The sequence below is a fragment of the Fructilactobacillus sp. Tb1 genome, assembly GCF_050500285.1.
Lineage (GTDB): Bacteria > Bacillota > Bacilli > Lactobacillales > Lactobacillaceae > Fructilactobacillus.
The window spans coordinates 1-17,839 of record NZ_CP191378.1 but is presented as its reverse complement, the minus strand read 5'-3'; the positions used below and the strand labels follow the sequence as shown (position 1 = coordinate 17,839).

At 30.4% G+C, this 17,839-nt stretch carries 17 protein-coding genes and 1 pseudogene; 9 read left to right on the top strand and 9 right to left on the bottom strand.

Features of this window, described 5'->3' with window-relative positions:
- Positions 1-29: 29 nt before the first annotated feature.
- The 4 genes from ACQW5G_RS08755 to ACQW5G_RS08740 all read right to left on the bottom strand — a co-directional run bounded on the left by ACQW5G_RS08755 (position 30) and on the right by ACQW5G_RS08740 (position 2,471).
- A complete protein-coding gene (locus ACQW5G_RS08755; protein ID WP_429970274.1) occupies positions 30-923 on the bottom strand; it encodes an IS3 family transposase in 894 nt (297 codons plus the stop codon).
- Entirely contained in the window at positions 896-1,387 is a 492-nt protein-coding gene (locus ACQW5G_RS08750; RefSeq protein WP_429970275.1) for a helix-turn-helix domain-containing protein, read from the bottom strand. The genes ACQW5G_RS08755 and ACQW5G_RS08750 overlap by 28 nt, the downstream gene beginning before the upstream one ends.
- A 372-nt stretch (positions 1,388-1,759) precedes the next feature.
- Positions 1,760-2,173 (bottom strand): ImmA/IrrE family metallo-endopeptidase, encoded by a 414-nt coding sequence (locus tag ACQW5G_RS08745; protein WP_429971916.1) that lies wholly within the window; start codon positions 2,171-2,173, stop codon positions 1,760-1,762.
- Positions 2,154-2,471 (bottom strand): helix-turn-helix domain-containing protein, encoded by a 318-nt coding sequence (locus tag ACQW5G_RS08740; RefSeq protein ID WP_429971915.1) that lies wholly within the window; start codon positions 2,469-2,471, stop codon positions 2,154-2,156. Before ACQW5G_RS08740 ends, ACQW5G_RS08745 begins: the two co-directional genes overlap by 20 nt.
- 426 nt (positions 2,472-2,897) lie before the next feature.
- Between ACQW5G_RS08740 and ACQW5G_RS08735 the strand changes: the two genes are divergently transcribed.
- Together ACQW5G_RS08735 and ACQW5G_RS08730 are read left to right on the top strand one after the other, a co-directional pair.
- Positions 2,898-4,676, top strand: a complete 1,779-nt coding sequence (locus tag ACQW5G_RS08735; protein WP_429971914.1) for a peptidoglycan amidohydrolase family protein — start codon at positions 2,898-2,900, stop codon at positions 4,674-4,676.
- 174 nt (positions 4,677-4,850) lie between these two features.
- Positions 4,851-5,492, top strand: a complete 642-nt coding sequence (locus ACQW5G_RS08730) for a hypothetical protein (RefSeq protein ID WP_429971913.1) — start codon at positions 4,851-4,853, stop codon at positions 5,490-5,492.
- A gap of 552 nt (positions 5,493-6,044) precedes the next feature.
- Here ACQW5G_RS08730 and ACQW5G_RS08725 read toward each other — a convergent pair.
- Positions 6,045-6,383 (bottom strand): DUF5388 domain-containing protein, encoded by a 339-nt coding sequence (locus ACQW5G_RS08725; RefSeq protein WP_429971912.1) that lies wholly within the window; start codon positions 6,381-6,383, stop codon positions 6,045-6,047.
- A complete protein-coding gene (locus tag ACQW5G_RS08720; RefSeq protein WP_429971911.1) occupies positions 6,370-7,194 on the bottom strand; it encodes a ParA family protein in 825 nt (274 codons plus the stop codon). The genes ACQW5G_RS08725 and ACQW5G_RS08720 overlap by 14 nt, the downstream gene beginning before the upstream one ends.
- A 1,176-nt stretch (positions 7,195-8,370) precedes the next feature.
- Between ACQW5G_RS08720 and ACQW5G_RS08715 the strand changes: the two genes are divergently transcribed.
- Positions 8,371-8,934 carry a PBECR4 domain-containing protein gene (locus ACQW5G_RS08715; RefSeq protein WP_429971925.1) on the top strand — a complete coding sequence of 188 codons (564 nt, stop codon included), beginning with the start codon at positions 8,371-8,373 and terminating at the stop codon, positions 8,932-8,934.
- A gap of 115 nt (positions 8,935-9,049) precedes the next feature.
- Positions 9,050-9,343, top strand: a complete 294-nt coding sequence (locus tag ACQW5G_RS08710; protein WP_429971924.1) for a hypothetical protein — start codon at positions 9,050-9,052, stop codon at positions 9,341-9,343.
- A 37-nt stretch (positions 9,344-9,380) separates the two neighbouring features.
- Here the strand turns inward: ACQW5G_RS08710 and ACQW5G_RS08705 are convergent, their stop codons facing one another.
- From ACQW5G_RS08705 to ACQW5G_RS08695, 3 genes are read right to left on the bottom strand one after another with little or no spacing between them, the layout of a single operon-like run.
- On the bottom strand, positions 9,381-9,908 hold the full coding sequence (locus ACQW5G_RS08705; RefSeq protein WP_429971923.1) for a hypothetical protein: 528 nt from the start codon (positions 9,906-9,908) through the stop codon (positions 9,381-9,383).
- Positions 9,908-10,441, bottom strand: a complete 534-nt coding sequence (locus ACQW5G_RS08700; RefSeq protein ID WP_429971922.1) for a hypothetical protein — start codon at positions 10,439-10,441, stop codon at positions 9,908-9,910. The genes ACQW5G_RS08705 and ACQW5G_RS08700 overlap by 1 nt, the downstream gene beginning before the upstream one ends.
- A gap of 14 nt (positions 10,442-10,455) precedes the next feature.
- Positions 10,456-11,763, bottom strand: a complete 1,308-nt coding sequence (locus tag ACQW5G_RS08695; RefSeq protein ID WP_429971921.1) for a hypothetical protein — start codon at positions 11,761-11,763, stop codon at positions 10,456-10,458.
- Between the two features lie 703 nt (positions 11,764-12,466).
- On the opposite strand from ACQW5G_RS08695, the pseudogene ACQW5G_RS08690 reads away from it, so the two are divergent.
- The 5 genes and pseudogenes from ACQW5G_RS08690 to ACQW5G_RS08670 all read left to right on the top strand — a co-directional run bounded on the left by ACQW5G_RS08690 (position 12,467) and on the right by ACQW5G_RS08670 (position 17,774).
- A pseudogene (locus ACQW5G_RS08690) lies at positions 12,467-13,484 on the top strand (IS3 family transposase).
- 608 nt (positions 13,485-14,092) lie between these two features.
- Positions 14,093-14,419, top strand: coding sequence for an ArsR/SmtB family transcription factor (locus ACQW5G_RS08685; RefSeq protein WP_429971920.1), 327 nt, complete (start codon positions 14,093-14,095; stop codon positions 14,417-14,419).
- 222 nt (positions 14,420-14,641) lie between these two features.
- Positions 14,642-15,937, top strand: coding sequence for an arsenic transporter (locus tag ACQW5G_RS08680; protein WP_429971919.1), 1,296 nt, complete (start codon positions 14,642-14,644; stop codon positions 15,935-15,937).
- Positions 15,938-16,288: 351 nt separating this feature from the next.
- The gene (arsC, locus tag ACQW5G_RS08675; protein ID WP_429971918.1) at positions 16,289-16,705 is read left to right on the top strand and encodes an arsenate reductase (thioredoxin); all 417 of its coding nucleotides are present in this window, start codon (positions 16,289-16,291) and stop codon (positions 16,703-16,705) included.
- 511 nt (positions 16,706-17,216) lie between these two features.
- Positions 17,217-17,774, top strand: a complete 558-nt coding sequence (locus ACQW5G_RS08670; protein ID WP_429971917.1) for a recombinase family protein — start codon at positions 17,217-17,219, stop codon at positions 17,772-17,774.
- Positions 17,775-17,839: the final 65 nt, after the last annotated feature.

Genomic DNA, 17,839 nt, shown 5'->3' with positions numbered 1-17,839 from the left:
TGACCTGAACCCTTAAAATTGGAGAATGGTTATGCAATTTTCTGGGCGGAATAGAGCCGGTATTGAACCGGTGACATTCCGCCCAGTTTTTCTTTAATACGATAATTATTATATATATGGACGTATTTATTAACAGCTGACTTTAGTTTTGAGTAACTATCATAACTAAAGTTATGAATTGTTCCAACTTTTAATTGATTGAAAAAACTTTCAATACAAGCATTATCCAAACATGTAGCCTTACGGCTCATGCTTTGAAATACTTTATTATCTTTCAAAATATTTACGAATTTTGCATTTTGATATTGAAATCCTTGATCAGAATGAACTGTCATACGATATTTTAATTTTGGACGAGCTAAAACTAATTCTGCTAAAGGTTTTACAACAAACTCTACAGTTGGATGCAAACTTAGACTCCAGGTTATAATTTCGTTATTATACAAATCCATATATGCTGTAAAATAAGCTCGTTCATTCATGGTCTTATTACCCCAACGTATTTCAGTAACGTCAGTAACTATTTTCTGTAAAGGTCTGTCAGTTTTGAATCGTCTATTAATTCTATTGGGAGATACTTTTCCACGTTTTCCTTTGTATGAATTATATTTTCTAGTTTTTCTTTCATAAGCAGTACACAATAGTCCTTCTGAATTCATTATTCGGAGGACTTTTTTGTGATTTATTTTAAATCCTAAATTATTTAATTCTAAAGTAATCCTTCTATATCCATAATCAATAAATTCAGACCTAATTCTTTTGATTTCTGCAATGACCCTTTGGTCATTACTAGAATAGTCACGTTTTAATGAATCATGATAACTACTACTAGATATTTCTGCTATATCTAATAACATGTGTAACGGGTAATTAAAGTCACGCCTTAACTCAGTAATTATTTGTGTTTTTTCTCTGTTTGGCATTTCTTTTGACTTTGAGTTAAGGCTTTTATTTTTCCCATGTATTGAATTTTAGCTTTTAAGTAGGTGTTTTCTTGTTCAAGTCTGTTTAATTTTTCCTCTAGTGATTCTTTATTATTATTCATTTTGATTAGTCTTCCTTTAAAAGGTTTTAGACGTCCAATTGATAATAACTTTTCCCACTGAAATATTGTCACAGGATTCCTAATTTTAAAGTAACGTGAAGTATTAGGATATGATTCATTATTTTCAAGACGCCAATTTATAACCTTAATTTTAAATGAATAAGAGTATCGTGTCTTGGTTGAATTATTAATTAATCCACTTTCACCAAATATTTCTAAACGTTTTATCCATTCGTACAGCGTAGCTGTACCCTTAATACCATATTTTCGCATTATAGTATTTGTTGGAACGCCATTATTGTAATCTTTAATAGCAGCTAATTTGATTTCTGATGTAAACAAAAAGAACCTCCTAAATTGGGTTCTCCAATTTAAGGGGTTCAGTTCATGTTTAGAGCATTAATTACCTTTTATTTTGTTTTTTTATTAAAAAAGCATAAATTGATAAAAAAATTTTAACAAACGAAAATAAATAGCACTTAATTTGCTTTCAAAGAATTTATAAATCAATTCCCATATAATTCCATCTAATACTTAAAATTCAGTAGATCAGCATTTAAAGCGTTATTAGCGAGTTTGGACTTTTTAATTTCTTAAATTCTAGCTTTTCTTATAAGATTGAAGTAAATCGCTTTTTGAAAAACGGTACTAATCAATGCCTCCTGGAATTTTAGCAACAATTGGAAATCCATATAAATTAATTACTCATATATATTAATGATTGATATTGTTTTCCATTTCATTAATACAGATATCTCGTAATGAACTTGGGATTGCAAATAGTTTCATAAATTCATCGACGTTAATTTGATATAGTTCTTTATCCTCTACATAGAATGGAATTAGTAAATCAATAGCATTAATATTAGCTTTTTGTTCATAATGTGGTTTTAGTGCAGTAGAAAAATTTAATTTAGCATCATTAGTATCACATTGAAGAACGTGGCTAATTTCATGTGCAATGATTAAAGGCAGTTGACGTTGGTTAGGTTCATTAGCGTTAATTACGATAGATCTAGTTGGTATATCAGCGAATGATCTAGTTTTAGGTAACAATTTATCAGTATATACAACTTCCATATCATGGTTAAATGCATAATTAAAGAGACTATTTATTATTTCTTGCATCTCTCAATCTCCTTAAGATTTCTAAAACTGTTTCTTTATCTTCTTCTGGTACTGGTTTTCCACCAAACATCATAATAGTTTCTAAATCATCTAAATTGGCAGTTGGCCTATCTCCATTTCCCAATAAGTAATCCGTAGACACATTAAAATAGTTGGCTACTTTTTTTAGTTTTTGAGAATTAGCATTATCATTCCATTTTTGAAGGGTTCCATTAGGGAATCCCATCTGATGTTCTAATTCGCGGATAGAAATATTTTTATTTTTTGCAAGTTCTTTAATACGTTGATATATAGACATTTTAAGCACTCTTTCAATTTTTATTTAGAATATTTTTCTATGTATTAGTTGACATGTAGAAGATAGGTGTATATAGTATTCCTTGTAATCTAATTGATTATTAATAAATATTTCCAACAGACGTGTTGGCTTTTTATTTAAGTTAATTGTAGATTAATATACTACAAAAATCAATTGATTATAGAACATATATGTATATTAATTAGCGCTAATTTTAAATTTTATGATTGGAGGTATGAAACAATTAAAGCTTTAAAATCATTTTTTAGATTATTTTCAAAAATTGAAATTTCACCTAGAACAATTATTGAAATTTTAATTGAACTACAATCACTAAAAAATTCAAGGTTTAAAAATAATAATGATCAAAACAATGCTATTAAAAAATAAAACGGTAATTAAAAATATTAAAGAGGAGTTTTACAAATGAAAACAGGAACAAAGGGAATTGATTTAATTAAAGAATTTGAAGGATTAGAATTAACTGCTTATTACGATATTGCAGGCGTACTAACGATTGGTTATGGTCATACAAATAACACTGCATCGGCTGCTACTTATCCAGTCTATCCTGGAGAGGTTATTACTGAACAAGAAGCAACAGAAATTTTACAAGCAGATTTAATTACTTATGAAGATGCTGTAAATAATGCAGTTACTCGTCAAATTACACAAAATCAGTTTGATGCATTAGTATCATTTACTTATAATTTAGGTGCGGGAACATTAGACAGCAGTGACTTACTTGTTTATGTTAATGCAGGAGATTTTGTTGATGCAGCTAATGAATTTCAATATTATTGTCATGCTGCTGGAGTTGTGGTTTCAGGACTAGTACGTCGTAGAGCTGCTGAAAAAGCGCTATTTCTTGATGATTCTGAAGAAAGTTTACCTGATCCAAATATTCAAGCAAATAAAAAAGCAATTGATAATATGATTGGTTGGATGACTGATAGAATGGGTAAGGTAACGTATAGTATGACTTATAGAAACGGACCTGATTCATATGATTGTTCAAGTGCGGTATATCATGCTTTGATTGCTGGTGGATTTTTGCCTGAAGGTTCAAATGGTAATACAGATTCTGAATTTGGAACACTTGAAAGAAATGGATGGGTTCAAGTTCCAGCAGATAGTACTGGAAATATTCCAGCTATACGTGGTGACATCTTCATCTGGGGTATTCGTGGAGCTTCAACTGGTGCTTCTGGACATACTGGAATTTTTTATGATGATAATGATAAAATCATTCATTGTAATTATGGATATAATGGAATTACAATTAATGATCATGATGCTATTTGGGAAGCAAATGGAAGACCACATGTAACTATTTATCGTTATAATGGTACAGGTGTGTTAAGCCCAAGTGCTACCGAAGGTAATGCTTCTGATACTGGATTAACTCCATATAATGGTGTCTTTACTCCAAATCAAAGTTTACCAGTTAGTGCTGATACAGATCCAAATAGTCCAGCATTAGCAACCTATGACGCTGGTGAACAAATTGTATATGATAGTTACGAATTTTCAAATGGCTATGCATGGATTAGTTACATTGCTACATCAGGAAAACGTGTCTATGTAGCGGTGGGACCAGACGATGGATCTACTGCTACTACTTGGGGAACTGGATTCTTTAATAACACAACCTCTGGTCAAACTACTGGTTTAATTTCTTTAGCGGGAACATTTTATCCAAATCAAAGCTTGCCAGTTAGTGCTGATACGGATCCAAATAGCCCAGCATTAGCAACCTATGACGCTGGTGAACCAATTGTTTACGATAGTTACATTTTTACTAATGGCTATGCATGGATTAGTTACATTGCTACATCAGGAAAACGTGTCTATGTAGCAGTAGGACCAGATGATGGATCTACTGCCACTACTTGGGGAACCGGATTCTTTGATGACGATAATAGTGGATTAACTCAAGAAAGTCCTCAATCTGGATTATTAATTAATTATCGTGGACTATTTATTCCAAATCAAAGCCTACCAGTTAGTGCTGATACAAATCCAAGTAGTCCAGCATTAGCAACTTATGATGCCGGAGAATCTATTTCATATGATAGCTATGAATTTTCAAATGGCTATGCATGGATTAGTTACGTTGCTACATCAGGGAAACGTGTTTATGTAGCAGTAGGACCAGATGATGGATCTACCGCAACTACCTGGGGAACCGGATTTTTTAATTAAAATAAATGAATATGATTTTTATTAGTTAGATATCAAAGAAACGATAAAAACAGGTAATTATACTCTGTTTTTATCGTTTTTTTGGTATTGAATTTTGTATAAATAAAAGATAAGTAGTTTATAATTAAACATATAGATAGTTTTTAATTATTAGCAATTATGAGGAGATTAATTATGAAAAAATTATTATTATCTGGCTTTGCTTTAATAACAGCAATTGGTTTAGTAGCTTGTGGAAATGAAAATAATTCTACAGGAAAGACTAAGGAAAACGTTAAAACAGAGCAGCACAAATCTAATAAAAAGAATAACTCAAAATCTGATAAGTCCGATAAAAAGGATAATACGAAATCTGAAGCAACTAATAAAAATGATAGTTCAAAAACAGATACAACTGATAAATCAGATAAGAAAAATAATTCAGAATCCAATAAGTCTACTGAAAATAATACAAAATCTGGAACAATTAATAAAGACGATACTGCAAAAACAGATACAACTGCAAAATCAAATGATACTAGTGTAACTAACAATAGTGGAAGTAATTCTACAGCAGCACAAGAATCCCAAGCTCCTAGATCACAAAAAGATGAAACTAATGGTAGAGGTGATGTTGTAACTAGTCCAAGTCAAGCTATTGCAACTTTACAAAATGGATTAGGGAACAACAGCGATTTTGCATATACAATGCTTTCAACTGCAAATCATATGTATGAAATTCAGGTAACCTCAAAGTCAATTAATGCGCAAGGTGGAACCGGTACAGTTGGAATATATGATGTTATGGAAGATGGAACATATTTCTTAAGACCATAATGTTACATGAGCCTTTTTTGTTAAAATAGAAAATCAAACTCTAATCACTGTTCTTTACAGAACAGTGATTTTTATATGTAAAAAGTGTAAAACCAGAGTGTATCCAGATTACACATTGTTTTTTAGACATTTCTATATCGTTGTAACTTATTGTCTGCCATAGCATTTAAGTTAGTTGTAGTATAAATAAAATAATTGAAAGTGTAGGTGCAAAGGAGAAACAAATGAAATTCTGATACGCCCACGTAAGTTTGAAGGACCAAAATTTATAGAAATAAATTAGAGGTTTACAAGTTGATAGTTGCAAAGAAATATGAATTAGTGGAAAAACAGTATATATCAAACGTAAATAATTTGATGCAATGCTCCAATATAGATATCTGAGTTATAGATTCAGTACCCTCAAAAGCGATTTTTAGTAATACTATTAAAATAGGTAGGTATAGTTGTAAAACCAGCATTCAATAGTTGTATTGAGTGGCTGGTTTTACAACTATTGAATGCTTTCCTAGAATTAACTTAAGTGTAACCTGAGCTTATAAAATAATGTACTTATTTTATTTTTTTATCACGTTCTTCTAATACTTCAACTTGTGTTTTAAATTTTCTCATAGTTTCTTGTGGAAGAGATTCGATATAATAATTTACTGCAGTTTCAATCGCATCTTTTTGAGAATTAGCTAATCCTAAAATACTTAATGCCTGTATTTTATTTTTGATATGATTATTTATTCTTACATTTGCATAAAAAGTTACAGAATCAATAATCATTTTATCAGGGTTATTTAAAAGTACTTCATTTATGTCAACTGAATTTTGAGGAACTATATCAGTTCCTCTATCAATTAACTTTGCTTTTTTATCCCTATTTGGATTATTAGTTAGACTCATTAGTTTCCATCTCCTCTATTCTCTTTGTTATTTCATTAACAACGTTTGAATATACCAATTGAACTTTTTTATCAAATTGATCATTAAACGTTACCCCAGTAACATCATATCTTTTTAATCTTTCCATATTTTTTATAATTGTTTTGAAAATATTTTCTTCTCCAAATATTTTGTATGCAGATTCTAGAGTACTGTTATCAACAGGTGCATTATTTTTTAATAAAACCGGTAATATACCCAATACCTCAAGCGTTGGAGCATCAAAAGTATTTATAACTTCATTTTGAATGTATTTAATGAAAGCTTCTGCTCCTTGTAAGGATCTTTCTTGTGTTTGTAAAACAATAAGACAATAGTCACTAGCATATAATGCAGAATCAGTTATAAGGGAAATAGTTGGTGGTATATCAATGATAATCCAATCATATATTTCCTTTAGAGGTTTTATCAGCTTAGATAAATATTCGACTCTTTCTTGATAGTTAATTTTCTTTTTTTCCATATATCTTGGATATAGGCTAAAGTCAGCAGCCGAAGGTAAAATATCAAGATCTTTTTTTATGTTTATAATTGTTTCTGATAAGTTTTCATCTCTTATTCCAGCCATTAATGTTTTATTGAATGTAACAAAATCGTTATTATCAATGTTCTGTTTTGTTTTTAAATAAAGATTTGTTGCATTAGCTTGGGGATCTAAATCTATTAGTAATGTTTTTTGACCTCTGTTTGATAATTCAATTCCAGTCATTGTTGCATTTGTAGTTTTCCCAGTTCCGCCCTTAAAATTTCCAAATGTTAATGTAGTTGCCATATTTAATACTCCTTTTTAAATTAGTATTAGTATACAATACCACATGTATACAATACCACATGTTCACATGTATCACTATATACTAATTGTTTTTTTTATTTTATTTGGCTTAACTTCCTAAATAGCTTATATATTAATATTAAAAATTAATTATGTATATTTGTATATTTGTGACATAAGCAACATGTCTATTTGTGGTAATGTATACATGTATACATTATGAAATTTAACTATTGTTTTTATAAGAATTATGATATATATTTAAGTCAAATAAAAAAGAAAACAGTATTAAACTGTTTTCTTCATATATAAAAAGCCCACTAACTGCCATTAGTGACCTAGAATAATGTTATTAACCTTTATTACACTTCTTATTATATTACGATAGACATGCCTTGTAAACTACTCGTGATATGGCTTTTTAGACCACGCAGGAGACAAGCTGCGTTATTACTGGTAACAGTAATACTTAGTGCCTATGGACGTTATTACATCTTTTTAATGTAATGGACAAGCCCCGTTCATCTGATTGGTGATAGCTAAATTAAGTGGACAGGTTAAGAGGGAGCCGATTCTATAAAATTCGTTAGGTCAGGATAGTTAATCTATATATATGTTGGCCGAACGGGGGCATTACGTTACAGTGCGGGTTGGTAAAATGGTGCGAAAGCACAGGGCTGTGATATGAATGGTAGTTTAGAACAACAAACAAAATATTAAACTACTATGTCCAATAAGGGCATTTTTTTATTGGATTCTTTCGAAAAGTAGAAAGATAGTTGAATCAGTAATTATATAGATCAATCGACGGGCATACGACCGACGAACTAATTTGAATTCTTCTTCTGTTAAAAAACAGGGGAAAATTCTGCTCTCAAAACACATTCCCTCTAAACTAAATATTAGAAACATGAAGATCAAGCAAAAGTAGATATTATTTAACTACTAGATAAATAAGCATTTCTGTTATATAATACGTTTGTAGATAACTAGTGTATCTACTGAGCTATTAATAAGTTTTAGTGAGTTGGACTTTATCTTTTGATAATGCACTTGCTTATTAGATGCTTTCGAAGGGTTGTATGTGAACACCTCGCGCCAGCAAAAACATTCAAATTTAACAATAAAATTAAGGTCCCTATTAAGGGACCTTTTTTAATTAGGAAAATAAAGTAAATGGATAAATTAAGAAAAGCTGCAACAATATATAATAATTTAATTAATAAAGAGATAAAAATTGTAATTGGTAGAAAAGGCAAAAAAACAGATTTGTACATTGATTTTTCCGTTGAAGATTTTTATCATTTGGTAGGTTTTCATTATTTAAAAGACTTAAGAAATATTGCTAGAATGTCTTCTAAAATTGCTTTTGAAAAAATTTTAAATGATGAAATTACGATTAGTATGTTAGAGAAATCTAAATATTTTAATCAAATTGAAGATCGGATTGAGTGTATACTTTTGTTTTCTAAAGTTGCAACTAATGTTAGTTCAGTTTATAAATTTAGAAGGGTAGAGTACTCCTTTAGTAAAATCAATTGGGAATATTTAATTACATTTCCTACGGAAATTTCGAATGCTTATTTATTTTTAAGAGAACTAAGAAAAAATCCTAATCATTTTATTTGTGTTTCAACTTTTGAAAATACTGGATATGAACGTAATCAAATTAAATATACTTTGTTAGAAGTTTATTTAATTGATGAAAATCAAGAAAGATTATTATACAAATATAAATAATCATGATAAATTGTAGTTTGAAAATATAGTGAATATATTAATAATTTTTTAGGAAGGGTGTTTTTAATTATGAAAAAGGGAAACCCAGTTTTAAAAAATAATACATTGGATTCAAATGAATGGCAAATACATTGGCTATAAGCCTTATGTTTTTCAATTGCCTAGAGAATATCGAGCTAAAGCTAAAGTGGATATGGTAGTATATCCATATCGTAAAAGAAAATATAGTGCTGCTGTAATTACTAAAATGTATCATACTGAAAAACCCAGTCAAACTCATAAATCAGTCGCTAATTTGAGTGAGTTTAATTTTGCTGATTATTTACAAAAGCAGTTAGAAAATAACATTATTGATCAACCAGAAATGATAGAAGCATTAAAAAAATATCAAAAAGTTAAAGATAAATAATAATTAAAAAAAGAGCTAATTAAGATTAGCTCTTTTTTTATTGAAAACCATTCTGCGATGAATTTTGTTTTTTAATTTTATTGTTAAACTTATTTACTTTGTTAATAATAGCTTGCTTTTGTTGTTTACGTTTTTGATTAAGTGGTTTAATCTTTTTTAGTTTAGACAACTCTTCTTGATTAATTGAGTCGTGTTCATCGAGTCCTGTATTCAAAAAGCTATGCTGATTAATAATATTATTTTTTAATGTTTCAAATTGACTTTCTTGGTCACAATCAAGTTTGATGGCGTAGAAACGTCCTTTATCATTAAAAAAACTAAAGAACAATAATGGAATTGTTACGGCCATAATTATTAAAGTAAAAGAATTGGTTTGTCCCTGGATTTTCATTAATTTATTAAATAAAAGTGGTGGAATGGTCGCTAGCAGAATGGTACACATGATTCCTAAGAATATGTCACCGATAAATCGTTTTTGTCCCGCCGGGACAAAATAAATAAAGCTTGCGATTAGAGCTCCAATAATTACAATGATTACACCCAACCAGAATAAAAATTTTCCCATTATAAAAACACCACCCCAACAAAAATACCGAGGATAAGCGCAAAGAAGACTGTTCCAAAAATAATATATCGATTGGTTACCATTTTTGCTAATTTGTTGGCAGTATCAGTTTGGTTATTTAATGTGCGGTTTAAATTTTTTACTTTTTGCTTTTGCGTTTCTATTTGTTCCATTAAATTCTGTGATTTTAATTTAGCTTCATCAAATTGTTTTTCAATTAAATTTAAATCGTCATTATTTTTTTGTAAGCCATCAAATATTCCTTGCTGTTTGTTCAGTAAAACCTGATTATTATCTTTAATAAATTGATTAAGTTTATTTACTTCATCAGTAACAGTGTTTTGAATAATTCGATCTAAATTTCCGCTAATTTGATTGTAATCTAAATTGTTTTTAGTATAGTCAGTTACACTTTGTCTAATGGATTTTTCAATCATTTGTTTTATTTCGGGAAAGTCAGTAACTTTAATGGTTCCATTATTAATGCTTTCTGCTAAAGCAGAGCGAAACTGTTGTTCTTCATCATCAGTCATTTTAAAAATCCTTTCTAGCGACTAGGTCCAAAATCACGATCGTGATTTCGCTGTCTAATTCTTTGATCTCGTAAATCTAGTTCTCGCGATCGTCGTTGTTCTGTCTCAAGTTCATTATTTTTCTGTCTAATTCTTGTTCTTGTCGCTGCAATTTGGCTAATAGTTGTTTCTGATCCTGAGCCTGATTTTTTTGTTGGAGCAACTTCGTTAGATCGTTTAAGGTTGGAACTTTGGTCTCTGATTTGCTCAGTTTTTTGTCTAATTCGCTCTCTTGTTTTTGTAATCCAAACATTTCTTCGTTGAACCAACTGTTGGTATTTGAGTTTAATTTGTTGTCTAAGCTTTTCAATTCGCTTTTGAGCTTGTTCTCGTAAGTAATTACTCGCCTGATTTAGGCGCGCCCAGATTGCGCCTAGCGGTGCTGACTGGGCTTCTTGTCTTCCCTGATATGTTGAAACCTTTTCGGTTTCAATTTCTTTTTTACTATCTGTTTTTTGCCATTTAATGGTGGCTTCGGGATCAAGTTCTGCTAATAATTTAGTATTTTCTTTTTTCACATCTTGACGTTCCTGAAAATCTTCCATGGATAATCCCATGTCTTTTTTGTCACGATCCATGCGTTGTAAGGTGAAGTTAATTCCTAAAACTTTACCCATTTCTTTTACTAACAATTTATCATTTTTGGTTCGCCACCATGACATTAATTTACGCGTATCTTTTGGTATTTCTTTTCCGGGATTATCATGTTCATATTCAGCTTGTAAAGCATTGTTGATATTCATTGAAGCTTTTCCAGATTTAGTTTTACTTAATGGGCGAACATCGAGATGGACATGTGGAGCTCCAATTTCTTTTTTGTTTTCATCGACATTGGTTACTGCCGCAAACAAAACAAAATTGGAATTGATTCGATTAAATGATTTGGCATAATTTAATAAACCTGCGGTTTCTTTTTGGAAAAGTTCAATTTTTTCTGTTTCACTTTTACCTTTTACGAGTTCTGTTTGTAATTCAGAATTTCCAAAAGTAGCGACGGCACGTTTACTCCATTTTTTATTTTTTACATATTCGGCTAAAGTTTTTACATTATTTTTGTGGCGAGATTTGATTTGTTTTTGATTGTAAATTGCTAATTCTGGTGCAAATGTTTCTTGGGTTTTTCGTTCAATATATGCTCGAGAGGCGACTAAGTAATCATTAAATTTCGTGTCGTTGTTGTTGATATTTTTATTAGAATGGTTTTGTTTTTCCAGATGTTTAACGTGATTTTTCACTCCAGAAAATGGTTTATTTTGAATTTGAATAGTTGCAGTTGCTTGCATTGTTTCGCCTCATTTTATTAATAGATTAGAAGAGATATACTACTTTAATTATACTCTAGTTTCTAATATCTAATGCGAAATAATAGCCCCTTATCTTTTTTTACGCTAAAGCATAAAAATCGGGGCTCTGCGAGGCTGCCATTCGCTTCGCTCATTCTTGATGTTGCAAGCAACATCTCACAAAGTCAAAGGCATTTTACTCTTCACATTTGATTAACATAAATGTTCAAACCAAGTAAAATCAAACGGCACTATTCAACAAAAATTAAGCGTCTTTAGACTTATAATTTTTTAAAAACGAATAGTCAAAAAGCATTTTTCAACGTAAAAAGTTATCGTCTTTAGACGAGTGAACTTTAAACTAAAAACGAAAAATCAACGCAAAATTATACAGCGTCATCTTGTCGGTTTGCTTAGTAATTTTAAAATACTATTATTTTTTATTATAGTGTTATGTAATTGTTTATTTAAAATGTTGCATATTATTAAATTTGTAACACTTATATTTATTGCGTGAATTATAAATTATATATTGATTTTATTTATAAAAATAATTCATCATTTATGATACTAAATTATATATTTTTTAAAATTTAAGCTATGAATTAATAAAATTTATTATTATGTGCTCCTATACTGATAAATGGCACACAAAAGCTTAGACGCTTTGTGTAAAATTATAATCAGAATAGGAGTTTTTATTATGAACAAAAATAGATCTAAAAGATACTCAATGGAATTTAAACAAAGCCTTGTTGCTTTATATAATGACGAAAAACAATCAATGTCTTCAATTGCAAGAGAATATGGTGTTATAGTCTCAACTGTTTCTAAATGGATTAATGATGAAAGAATCATTTCTGTTGATGATGGTAACCCAATTACAAAAAAAGAATTCATGAAAATGCAAGATTAAAGGAAGAAAATGATATTTTAAAAGCTGCGGCGATGATACTGGGGAAAAAGTAACAAGAACAGTTTATCTACCATTAATTAAACGATTACTTGCTAGTAATCATCGCCTTATCAATATTTTAAGTGCTTTAAATGTACCTAGAAGAACATACTATAATTGGATTAATTATGTATCTTGTCATCGACGTAATTATGATGACAAGATAAAGATTATTTTGAAGAAGACTTGGTCAGATAATTATAAAGTATATGGTGTTCCTAGATTAAAGGCTGTCCTACGGACAATGAATATTTATTTTGGTAGTCGTAGAATTAAAAGATTAATGAATGAATTGGGTATTAGATCTCTTATGTGTAGACGATTTAAAAAGCCATGTACAAAAGTAGATTACAGTCAGAGACCCAATTTAATTAAAAATAGTAAAGCAAAATCAATTTGGAGAGTCGATATTACTTATTTGAAATTAGAAAATGGTAATTGGGTTTATTTGAGTACCGTTTTTGACGATAGAACTTCTAAGATATTAGCTAAGAAAATTTCAAAAACAATGACTAGTGGGCTAGTTACGGATACGATTCTAGAAGCATTATGTAAAAATAAAAAGCCTATGTATTTACACTCCGACATGGGGAGTCAATACACAAGCTATCAATATGAAAATGTCCTTAAAGGACATGGAATAAAACATTCTTATTCTTTAAAAGGGCACCCATATGATAACGGTCCAATTGAAGCATTCCATTCAATTTTAAAACGTGAATTCGCCTTTCAAACAAGATTTCCGAGTTATGAAGAATTGATTTAAAAAACTGAAAATTATATTCATTGGTATAATACCGTACGAATTAAGCCAGCTGTCTAACAAAATTTGTGCAATTTATTGATATAGGAGCAATGTAGAAAATTGTCATTTCTTATACCTTATGACAGTTTTTTTTATTGGTTAAAATGCTATGCTTATTTTGTTAGATCCTACTACTATTTAACAAATATTCTAAAATCAAAGCTAGTGCGGGTATAACGATAACTTTGGGTTTTTTATGTAAGCAACTATGTTATATTTTAAATGACCTGAATAGGTCGTTCTTTTGATGCAAATATTTTCCAAAAGGAACTGCTATTTTCTGCACCACCAGAATAGTAGTTCCCCTTTATTTTTTAAAATAAAAATGTTATGACAATAGAAGTTAACACTATTTTCGTTTATTCACTAAAAGCAGAGCTATTACAAAAAGTCCCTTAAACTATATCCGAGTTTAGGGGACTTTTTGTATCCTTGAACTTCTTTTTTCTGACTTCTAATATTATAGTTTCTTAAAAAGATTTGCAGTGTTTATTTTAAAAAGGTTGACAATCCCTTAAAGTAGCTTTTATACTACATATAGAGTGTTATCTATGTAAGGAAGGGGAAAAATGGACTATCAAAACTATATTCAAATGCTAAAAGCAATGGCTGAGCCGAATCGTTTAAAAATTATTGACTTACTTTCATGTGGATCACTTTGTGCTTGTGATATATTAAAATATTTTAATTTTTCTCAGCCCACTTTATCTCACCATATGAAAGTTTTACAAAATGCAGGCATTGTGTTTGCTGTAAAGGATGGAAAATGGCAACATTATTCTCTTAAAAAAAAGTTTGTCCGTGAGTTTAAGCAAAATACTGATAAACTGTTAGTCAATGATGGACAACACTGCATTTGCCAGCATTCTGATTGTGAAGATAACGTTGATAAATAATAATTTTACATAATACATAGACAAGTGTCTATGTAAAAGGCTGAAAATGATAAAAAATATTTTTAACTAATCAATCGAAGTCCATTTCAAAAATCAATCAGTTAAAAAGCTTTAGAATAATCGATTTGTTGCTATGTAGTGACGGACAAGCTTGGAAAAAACGCTTTTAACAGTATAACTTAGTTAAAAGTTCAAAAATAATTAATTAGTTCAGGAGGTATCATGCAATCCTTTTTTGCCGTTGGAATTTTTTTACTTACATTATTATTTGTTATCTGGCAACCTAGAGGATTATCAATTGGCTGGTCAGCTGTTATTGGTGCTATTTTAGCATTGTTATTTGGAGTGGTGAGTTTTAAAGATGTGGGAATAGTTACTGGAATTGTCTGGAATGCTACTTTGTCATTCGTAGCCATTATGCTTATTTCACTCATTTTGGATCAAATCGGATTCTTTGAATGGGCCGCATTGCACATGGCCCGATGGGCAAATGGCCATGGCATTCGTATGTTTATTTTGGTAATCATCTTAGGTGCCGTTGTTGCTGCTCTTTTCGCTAATGACGGGGCTGCCTTGATTCTTACCCCCATTGTTTTAGCAATGGTTCGTGCCTTACACTTCGATGAAAAGCAAATTTTCCCCTTTATTATTGCCAGTGGATTTATTGCAGATACTACTTCTTTACCAATGATTGTTAGTAACTTGGTAAATATTGTCTCTGCAGATTTTTTTGGAATTTCTTTTGCAACATACGCGTTAAGAATGTGGATCCCTGATCTATTTTCACTGTTAGGTAGTATTGGTGTTCTATATCTTTATTTTCGAAAAGCATTGCCACGAAAATTTGATTCCACTCAGGTTTCGAAACCTAGTTCTGCACTAAAAGACAAAAGACTCTTCAGATTTTCATGGGTCGTCTTAACTCTTTTACTGATTGGATATTTTAGCAGCGGTTTTTTAGGAATCCCAGTCTCCCTTATTGCATTGAGCATCGCAGCTATTTTTCTGATAGCTGGTCAAAAAAGTTCCCATGTTGATGCGATTGCAGCCATTAAAGAGGCTCCTTGGAACATAGTCTTTTTCTCAATTGGTATGTATGTTGTAGTTTATGGTCTTCAGAACGTTGGTTTAACGACATTATTATCAAGTGTTATTACAGAAATCGCAAAAAGAGGTCGCTTTGCTACCACAATGGGTATGGGCTACCTAGCAGCATTTTTAGCGTCATTAATGAATAACATGCCAACCGTCATGATTAATGCGCTATCAATTAAGGGTGCTAATACTTCTGGGATTATTCATCATACTTTAGTTTACGCAAATATAATTGGTTCAGATTTAGGGCCTAAAATTACCCCAATTGGTTCTTTGGCTACGTTAGTCTGGCTACATGTGTTAGCTCAGAAGGGGGTTAAAATTAAATGGGGAACTTATTTTAAAATTGGAATTGTAACCACAATTCCGGTGTTGTTTATTACCCTATGTGGTCTTTGGTTGTCATTATCGATTTTTGATTAAAAAATATAAACCATAATTGCTTTTTAGATGCATAGAATAAAAGTAGAGATTTTTGAACCAGTAATGTGTTGTATAACCAATATTTTGGTTTCAGTTTTGAAAAGAAATATTCACATTCAGCTGCTGCATGTTAGTGTGAACATACAAGGAGGAGGTCCGATTACTTTGTTCTAAATCAAGTTGTTGCCTAAAAACTAAAAAGTCAGAGCATAAATGTTTTACAAACTACGTTAGTGGATAATCATTTGGTAAAAAACGATGAATATCCTAACCATTAATGAATTTAGCGGTTATCTAGGCATGGATTTAGTAGATGTATTAGTTCATTAACGATTTAGATGGGGGATTATGATGTCACAAATTTATTTTCTATGTACTGGAAATTCTTGTCGAAGTCAAATGGCTGAAGGATTTGCAAAAAAAATTTTAGGTAGTGGTTGTCGCGTTGCCAGTGCGGGTGTCGAGGTACATGGCTTAAATCCATTAGCTGTTAAAGTTATGGCTGAAAAAGGAATAGATATTTCCCAACAAAAATCAAAGCTAATTGACCCAGAGTATTTGTGTCATAGTGATCTAGTTATCACCCTATGTGGAGATGCCCGCGATCGCTGCCCAGTTACTCCGCCGACGGTCAAGAAAATTCATTGGCCACTTTCAGATCCAGCTTTAGCAACTGGATCTGAACAGAATAAAATGGTAGCTTTTCGGAAAGTTAGAGATCAAATTGAGCAGCAGATTATCAATTTAGCAAAAAACGACAGCCTTTAAGAAATCAGCAATTCTATACTCAATATGGAATTTAAAAGTAGCGATAGAAAATCGTATATTCAGGCGATAAACATTCTGAGTGTTCGACTTTCTACCGCTACTTTTCATAAAAGCATTTCAATGACTATATAATTAGCATTTAGGCTAATCATTCTCAAAAAACAAACATGCAGGGACTCCTATAATTAAATATATTCACATGCTTATAAAATAAGAAAAAATTATGCCAGCTAAAAATCAATTTAATATAATAATCATTGAAAAGACAAAGAAAATTTATCAAAAGTAAATAATTTAAGTATTGTAAAAGTTGATCTTCAACTTTTTTAAATTAGTTTTTGAAACAAATAAAGAAATTAATAAGTCGCAAAAGGGAAATTGATAAATTAGCAGCATAAAATAAATACTGAAACGTTAGTCACAACTTAACAGTTGTGGCTTGTTTTTGTATACCTTATAATTAAAGGAGTTACAGAATGCCATAACTTAAGGTCATAAAGAAGGTATAAAAATGAAATATGGATATGCACGAGTAAGTACTACAGATCAAAAATTAGAAAATCAAATTGAAGACTTAAAACACGCTGGGGCAGAAAAAATTTATCAAGAAAAGTTTACAGGGACCACAACTGAACGACCAGAGTTCCAAAAATTATTAAATGATATCAAATCAGGTGATACTTTAATCATTACGAAGTTGGATCGTTTTGCTCGTAACACTAGAGAAGCATTAGATATTATTCAAAAGTTATTTAAACGAGATGTTAAAGTGGATATTCTTAATATGGGATTGATTGATAATACCCCAACTGGACAATTGATATTTACAATTTTTAGTGCTTTTGCTCAGTTTGAAAGAGATATGATTGTGACTAGAACTCAAGAAGGAAAAGCATATGCAAAGTCACATGATCCATATTTTAAAGAAGGACGTCCCAAAACTTATACTGATGAACAAATAAGATTTGCATATGATTTACGAAAACAAGGAATGACATACAAAATGATTGAACGAAAGACTGGAATTAGTGTTAGAACTCAACAAAGAAGATTTAAAGCAATAATATAATATAAATTATTTTAATCATGATAATTAAATTTCAAACAAAATAAAAGGTAATTAATGTCATTATG